Genomic DNA, 6,572 nt, shown 5'->3' on the forward strand with positions numbered 1-6,572 from the left:
GGTGAAGATGAAAAAGGGCGACCGCGTGTTCTTCTACCATTCCAACGAAGGCAAGGAGATTGTCGGCATCGCGGAGGTCATCAAGGAGGCCTATCCCGATCCGAGCGACAAGAGCGGCAAGTTCGTCTGCGTCGATATCAAGGCTGACAAGCCCTTGAAGACTCCGGTGACGATGGCGGCGATCAAGGCCGACAAACGGTTGAGCGACATGGCGCTGGTGAAGTATTCGCGGCTATCGGTGCAGCCGGTCACGCCGGAAGAATGGAAGCTTGTCTGCAAGATGGGCGGGGTTTGATCGGGTAGGTCAAACCGCCGCAGCAGCCGTCACGACTTGTGCCAGCAGCGCCTCGCGCTTCGATTGCGAGCGATAGCCCTTCATGGTGGCGGCGAACCGTTCCAGGATGCCATCTTCGAAAGCGGTGACGATCGTGTCGTGGACGTAGCTCTTGCGGCAGATCGCGGGAGTGTTCGAAAGTTCATCCGCCGCGGCGCGGACCGCTTCCAGCACCTGCTTGCGGCGGCCGCGCGCGCTTGCGGCCGGTGAAATCCGCGACAGCGATTCCAGCACCACCGCGGAAGCCATCAGGGTGCGGAAATCCTTAAGCGAGATCTTGATACCCGCGATCTCGCGCAAAAACGCATTGACCTGTGTGGTGGATACCGCGCGGACGTTGCCTGAGCCGTCCTGGAACTGGAACATGCGCTTGCCAGGCAGGCCGCTCAGGATGCCGATCGCGCGAACCAGCTTGGCCGCGTCACATTCCTTGCGTACCGCCTTGCCGCCCTTCGCCTTGAAGCTCAGCACCACCGAATCCCCTTCCAGGGTGACGTTCGACTTCAAGAGCGTGGTAGCTCCGCGAGTGCCGTTGAGGCGGGCATAGGATTCGTTGCCGGGACGTATGGCGGTACGCGCGATCAGCTCGATCACCGCGGCAAGCGCGAACTCGCGGGTGGGGGCCTCGCCCGAGAGATGCATCGAGACGTTGCGGCGGATTTTCGGAAGCGCATTGACCAGGCGCGCCAGCCGATGAGCCTTCCGCTGCTCGCGAACCTTCTCCCAGTCCGAATGATAGCGATATTGCAACCGGCCCGCGGCATCGCGGCCGACCGCCTGCAGATGCGAATTCGGGTCAGGCGAATAGCGGACTTCCGCATAGGCCGGAGGTACGGCCATGGAGTGCAGGCGCTTGATCGTGCCGGTGTGCCGGATCCGCTTGCCGTTGGCGCGAACGAACGAATAGCTCTTCCCCCGCTTGATGCGGCGGATGGTCAACTCGTTCTGGTCGCCGAGCTTAAGGCCGAGTTCGTTGGCAAGGGATTCGACGCTGGCGGGATGTCCCGGCGTGGGGCTCATGGCGGGATCGACGGAAGCGGGCCGCGTAGCCTCTAGATTCTCCTGATCCGTCATGACGTTAGTCGCCTTGCTCCAACTCTATCCAGCTAATGCCGTTTGTTGATGTTTTGTTCCTGCAGGTGGCTTTGGCCACGGGCAGGCCATTTAGGGGGTTATCTGCTCCATGGCTAGTGAGGGCTTTTACGATATAGGTTTTATAGTACCCTTAACATGCCTCCGGCGCGCAGCCTGTGGCGTTTTGGCGTTCTCAAAAACGCGATCGTGATCCGCACGCCCCCGAAGAGTCGGCCGGTTTTTACAGGTGGCGGACTCAGCCCGCCGAAGGTCGTAGTCGTTGCGCTTGTCGATGCCGTCAGCCCGGACGCATAATCGCGCCAAGAACAAATTCGGGTGCGGTGTCGACGTCATCGGCCCGAGGTGGAGAGTGAAAATGTCCGAGAAGATTCATGACGTGCCCGCAGAATGGGCCAGGCGCGCCTTTATCGATCAGCCCAAGTACCAGGAGATGTATGCGCGTTCGATCAGCGATCCCAACGGATTCTGGGCGGAGCAGGCCAAGCGCATCGGCTGGATGAAGCCCTTCACCAAAGTCGAGAACACAACCTTTGCGCCCGGCAAAATTTCCATCAAGTGGTTCGAGGATGGCGTCCTAAATGCTGCGTGGAACTGCATCGATCGCCATCTCGAGAAACGCGGCGATCAGACCGCCATCATTTGGGAGGGCGATGATCCCTCGGAATCGAAACACATCAGCTATCGCCAGTTGCACGATGAGGTTTGCAAATTCGCCAACATCCTGCGCACCCGCAATGTCAAAAAAGGTGATCGCGTCACCATCTATCTTCCGATGATTCCGGAAGCCGCCTACGCGATGCTGGCCTGCGCGCGGATCGGCGCCATCCATTCAGTGGTGTTCGCCGGATTTTCGCCGGACAGCCTCGCCCAGCGCATCACCGATTGCCAATCCAGAATTGTCATCACCGCGGACGAGGGTCTGCGCGGCGGCAAGAAAGTGCCGCTGAAGAGCAATGTCGATGCCGCGATCGCCAAGACCGGCGGTGTCGATTGGGTCGTGGTCGTCAAGCGAACCGGCGCCGCGGTGGACATGAATCCGTCGCGCGATCTCTGGTATCACCAGGCGGCCGAGATGGTGACGACCGAATGCCCCTGCGAACACATGCATGCCGAGGATCCGCTGTTCATTCTCTATACGTCAGGTTCGACCGGGCAGCCGAAGGGCGTGCTGCACACAACCGCCGGCTATCTCGTCTTCGTGTCGATGACGCATCAATATGTCTTCGATTATCACGACGGCGATGTTTACTGGTGCACCGCCGACGTCGGCTGGGTCACTGGGCACAGCTACATTCTCTATGGGCCGCTCGCGAACGGCGCGACCACTCTGATGTTCGAGGGTGTGCCGAATTATCCTGATAATTCGCGATTCTGGAACGTCGTCGACAAACACAAGGTCAATATTTTCTACACCGCGCCAACCGCGATCCGCGCCTTGATGCAGAGTGGCGACGGACCGGTGAAGAAGACCTCGCGGAAGAGTCTTCGATTGCTTGGCAGCGTCGGCGAGCCGATCAATCCGGAAGCGTGGGAATGGTATCACCGGGTGGTCGGCGACGAGCGCTGCCCGATTGTCGATACCTGGTGGCAGACCGAGACCGGCGGGATTCTGATCACGCCATTGCCCGGCGCCACCAAGCTCAAGCCAGGCTCGGCGACGCAGCCGTTCTTCGGCATCGTGCCTGAAATCGTCGATGCCGACGGCACGGTGCTCACCGGTGAATGCCAAGGCAATCTCTGCATCGCCAGGTCATGGCCGGGTCAGATGCGCACGGTGTATGGCGATCACGCCCGTTTCGAGCAGACGTATTTCTCGACATACAAGGGCAAGTATTTCACCGGCGACGGCTGCCGGCGCGATGCCGATGGCTATTACTGGATCACCGGTCGCGTCGATGACGTCATCAACGTGTCCGGACACCGGATGGGCACCGCCGAAGTCGAAAGCTCGCTGGTGGCGCATGCCAAAGTTTCGGAAGCGGCCGTGGTCGGCTTCCCGCACGACATCAAAGGTCAGGGCATTTACGCCTATGTGACATTGATGGCCGGTACGGAGCCGAGCGAGGAGCTGCGCAAGGAATTGGTGGCTTGGGTGCGCAAGGACATCGGCCCGATTGCCTCTCCCGATCAGATCCAGTTCGCGCCGGGTTTGCCGAAGACCCGCTCGGGCAAGATCATGCGCCGCATCCTGCGCAAGATCGCGGAGGACGAGCCCGGTAGCCTTGGCGACATCTCGACGCTGGCCGACCCGGCGGTGGTCGATGATCTCGTGAAGCATCGCCAGAACAGGAAAGACGTATCGGCCTGAACTTCAGCGCTTGAGTTGGTCGGAGCCGGCAGCTCGGGGCGGGCTGACCGGACTTTCGGCGCATGCCGTTCAGTAGTCGCAAGGCCGAACGCGCGCCGGCTGCCAGCACGCATTACCCGCGCGTTCCGAGAGCGTGCGTGTTCGACGTTTGCCACGCTCAACTCTGGGAATCTGCCCTCGCCAGCAGCAAAAATATCGTCGCGATCCGGCGCGGCGCAACCATGCCCGCGCACGTCGTTTTCACTGCATTTACTTTATTTCGAATATTTCCGTTCCGGGCCCGCTTAAGGCGCGCCCGACGCCTCGCGGATGGCTGTTGATTAACGAGCGCGGTTAAAAATCGGTCGGCAACTTGTCGCGAAATCCCGTGTTGTACGGTTTGCATCGCGTTAACGCGCCCGAAAAGGCGGTCGATTTGAAACGGAGAGATTCATGTCATCGAGGATTGCTGTTGCGTTCGCAGTTTGCACCGGAGCGGGCCTATTGGCGGCGACCGGCGCGCAAGCGCGCCCGGATGTTGTCGGTTTCCACGGCGAATATTCCCCGGGAACGATCGTGGTGAAGACAAATGAGCGCCGGCTCTATCTGGTGGTCGATCAGGACCATGCCGTGCGTTATCCGGTCGGCGTGGGCAAGGCGGGCAAGCAATGGGCGGGCGTCACCCAGATCGACGGCAAATATCTCCATCCGGCCTGGTCGCCGCCGGCGGAAGTCAAGCACGACAAGCCGGCCATTCCCGATGTGATCCCCGGCGGCTCGCCGCATAATCCGATGGGCGTCGCCGCGCTGACGTTGGCCGGTGGCGAATACGCGATCCACGGCACCAACAGGCCAAGCTCCGTGGGTGGTTTTGTCTCTTACGGCTGCATCCGGATGTTGAACGGTGATATCAGCGATCTCTACCAGCGCGTTTCCGTTGGCACGACGGTTGTGGTTTCGCACTGACTAGCCGGTTTGAGATCGCATTCAAAAATCGGACGCGATGCCCTTGTTCTCCCAGTCGCCATAGCGGGTCGGTTCCGGGCCTTTAGGACCCCGCAACTCCTTCTGTGGCGGCGGTGCGTTTGCCTCGGCGGCCTGCCTTCGCGCTTTGGCTTCGGCGAGCGCGCGCTCGGCCGCTGGTGTGAGCGGCTTGCGTTGCTCAGTTGCTGATGGCGCTGCGGGCGGCGATCGATTCTCGCTCATGTCCGGACTCCTGCCGCTGGTTCGCTCCGTGGATTCAAAACTTCTGGCAAAGATGGTGCTGCGAGCACGAAAACGGTAGGGCGATTCTTACATTTGGCATATTCCGGTGGCAAAGGTGATTTCCGTGCGATGGTGTGAGTTAGATACTTGCGCCGTCCAACTCGCCGAGAATGTTCCCACTCCATGCCTTCTCAAAAATTCGCATTGCCACCCGAGGTCCCAGGTCTCGCGGCGCGCAGGATCGCCGCGGATATTCTCGATGGCGTGCTGCATAAGCACCGCACGCTGGATGAACAACTGGATGGCGCCGCCGCACATCCGGGATTGAAGACCCTCTCGGATCGCGACCGCGCCCTGATGCGGCGGCTGGTGGCAACCATTTTGCGCAGACTTGGCACACTCGGACATCTGTTGTCACGATTGCTCGATCGCGGCATTCCGACCGACGCGCCGCGCGCGCAAAGCGCGTTGTTGATCGGCGCCGCGCAGATCCTTTGGATGGATGTGCCCGATCATGCCGCCGTCGATCTCTCGGTGCGGCTGGTACAATCGGATCGCCGCGCGGCAAAATACGCGGGCCTTGTGAATGCCGTGCTGCGCCGCTGCGCCCGCGAGGGTCAGCCGCTGATCGACAGCGTAAAATTACAGAACCTGGATATTCCCGAGTGGCTGATGAAGCGATGGATCGCCCATTATGGCGAAACCGTCGCGCGCGAGATCGCCGTTGCGATCGGCCACGAGCCTTCGCTCGACATCACCGTGAAGTCCGATCCCGCCCATTGGGCGACGCGCCTTCATGGTGAAGTGCTGCCAACCGGTACCGTGCGGACGCTGTTGCAGGGTCCGGTTACAATCCTGCCCGGGTTCGCTCAGGGACAATGGTGGGTTCAGGATGCGGCGGCCGCGTTGCCGGCGCGCCTGCTTGGCGATGTCGCCGGAAAATCCGTCGCCGATCTCTGCGCCGCACCCGGTGGCAAAACGGCGCAACTGGCCCACGCCGGGGCGCGGGTCAGCGCGGTCGACCGCTCGCCGGCGCGCATGATGCGGTTGCGCGAGAACCTGTCGCGGCTCGCGTTATCAGCGGAAACGACCGTCACCGATGCAGCGGAGTGGCAGGGCGGAAACGGCGGAGCTTTCGACGGTATTCTGATAGATGCGCCCTGCAGCTCTACCGGAACGATTCGTCGCCACCCCGATGTTGGCTGGCTGCGACAAGAGAACGACATCAGCGCCTTGGCGGCGCTGCAGAAGCGACTGCTGCAAAACGCGGCTTCGCTGCTCCGGCCTGGAGGTATGTTGGTGTATTGTACCTGCTCGCTGGAACCGGAAGAGGGCGAGCACGCGATCGCGGCCCTTCTCGCCACCGAAACCGCCATGCGTCGCGTGCCTGTCGATGCTGGCGAGGTCGCGGGCCGCGAGGAAATCCTGACGGCGAATGGCGACGTGCGCACGCTGCCCAGCCACCTGCCGCATCAAGACCCTCGGTTGAGCGGGCTTGACGGGTTCTATGCCGCGCGGTTGGTCAAATCCTGACTTTGCCTTTACAGCCCTTCTGCTTGACCTGCCGCTGATTCGCAGCCTTTCAAGATGTCTTGGCGGCGTTTCCAGACTAAAAGGATTCGCAACCTGAATCCTCCAATCAAGGGCAGG

The 6,572-nt window shown here is 61.2% G+C and carries 6 protein-coding genes; 4 read left to right on the top strand and 2 right to left on the bottom strand.

Features of this window, described 5'->3' with window-relative positions; genetic code table 11:
• Positions 1–295 (top strand): EVE domain-containing protein (locus VJV58_RS01675; RefSeq protein ID WP_324135580.1); only part of this gene is annotated, 295 nt, incomplete at its 5' end.
• Between the two features lie 9 nt (positions 296–304).
• Here VJV58_RS01675 and VJV58_RS01680 read toward each other — a convergent pair.
• Positions 305–1,408, bottom strand: coding sequence for a DNA topoisomerase IB (locus VJV58_RS01680; protein ID WP_324135581.1), 1,104 nt, complete (start codon positions 1,406–1,408; stop codon positions 305–307).
• Positions 1,409–1,784: 376 nt separating this feature from the next.
• Between VJV58_RS01680 and acs the strand changes: the two genes are divergently transcribed.
• Together acs and VJV58_RS01690 are read left to right on the top strand one after the other, a co-directional pair.
• Positions 1,785–3,737: an acetate--CoA ligase gene (acs, locus tag VJV58_RS01685; protein WP_324135582.1), complete on the top strand. Its 1,953-nt coding sequence runs from the start codon at positions 1,785–1,787 to the stop codon at positions 3,735–3,737.
• 432 nt (positions 3,738–4,169) lie between these two features.
• The gene (locus VJV58_RS01690; protein WP_324135583.1) at positions 4,170–4,682 is read left to right on the top strand and encodes a L,D-transpeptidase; all 513 of its coding nucleotides are present in this window, start codon (positions 4,170–4,172) and stop codon (positions 4,680–4,682) included.
• A gap of 21 nt (positions 4,683–4,703) precedes the next feature.
• Here the strand turns inward: VJV58_RS01690 and VJV58_RS01695 are convergent, their stop codons facing one another.
• Positions 4,704–4,922, bottom strand: coding sequence for a DUF1674 domain-containing protein (locus VJV58_RS01695; protein ID WP_324135584.1), 219 nt, complete (start codon positions 4,920–4,922; stop codon positions 4,704–4,706).
• Between the two features lie 183 nt (positions 4,923–5,105).
• On the opposite strand from VJV58_RS01695, the gene VJV58_RS01700 reads away from it, so the two are divergent.
• Positions 5,106–6,455 (top strand): RsmB/NOP family class I SAM-dependent RNA methyltransferase, encoded by a 1,350-nt coding sequence (locus tag VJV58_RS01700; RefSeq protein WP_324135585.1) that lies wholly within the window; start codon positions 5,106–5,108, stop codon positions 6,453–6,455.
• The last annotated feature ends 117 nt before the right edge of the window (positions 6,456–6,572 follow it).

Source organism: Bradyrhizobium sp. (genome assembly GCF_035273305.1).
GTDB lineage: Bacteria > Pseudomonadota > Alphaproteobacteria > Rhizobiales > Xanthobacteraceae > Bradyrhizobium.

Bases quoted from the DNA above. Each gene is read 5' to 3' on its own strand.
- VJV58_RS01680 (WP_324135581.1), bottom strand. From the start codon at position 1,408: ATGACGGATCAGGAGAATCTAGAGGCTACGCGGCCCGCTTCCGTCGAT.
- acs (WP_324135582.1), top strand. From the start codon at position 1,785: ATGTCCGAGAAGATTCATGACGTGCCCGCAGAATGGGCCAGGCGCGCC.
- VJV58_RS01690 (WP_324135583.1), top strand. From the start codon at position 4,170: ATGTCATCGAGGATTGCTGTTGCGTTCGCAGTTTGCACCGGAGCGGGC.
- VJV58_RS01695 (WP_324135584.1), bottom strand. From the start codon at position 4,922: ATGAGCGAGAATCGATCGCCGCCCGCAGCGCCATCAGCAACTGAGCAA.
- VJV58_RS01700 (WP_324135585.1), top strand. From the start codon at position 5,106: ATGCCTTCTCAAAAATTCGCATTGCCACCCGAGGTCCCAGGTCTCGCG.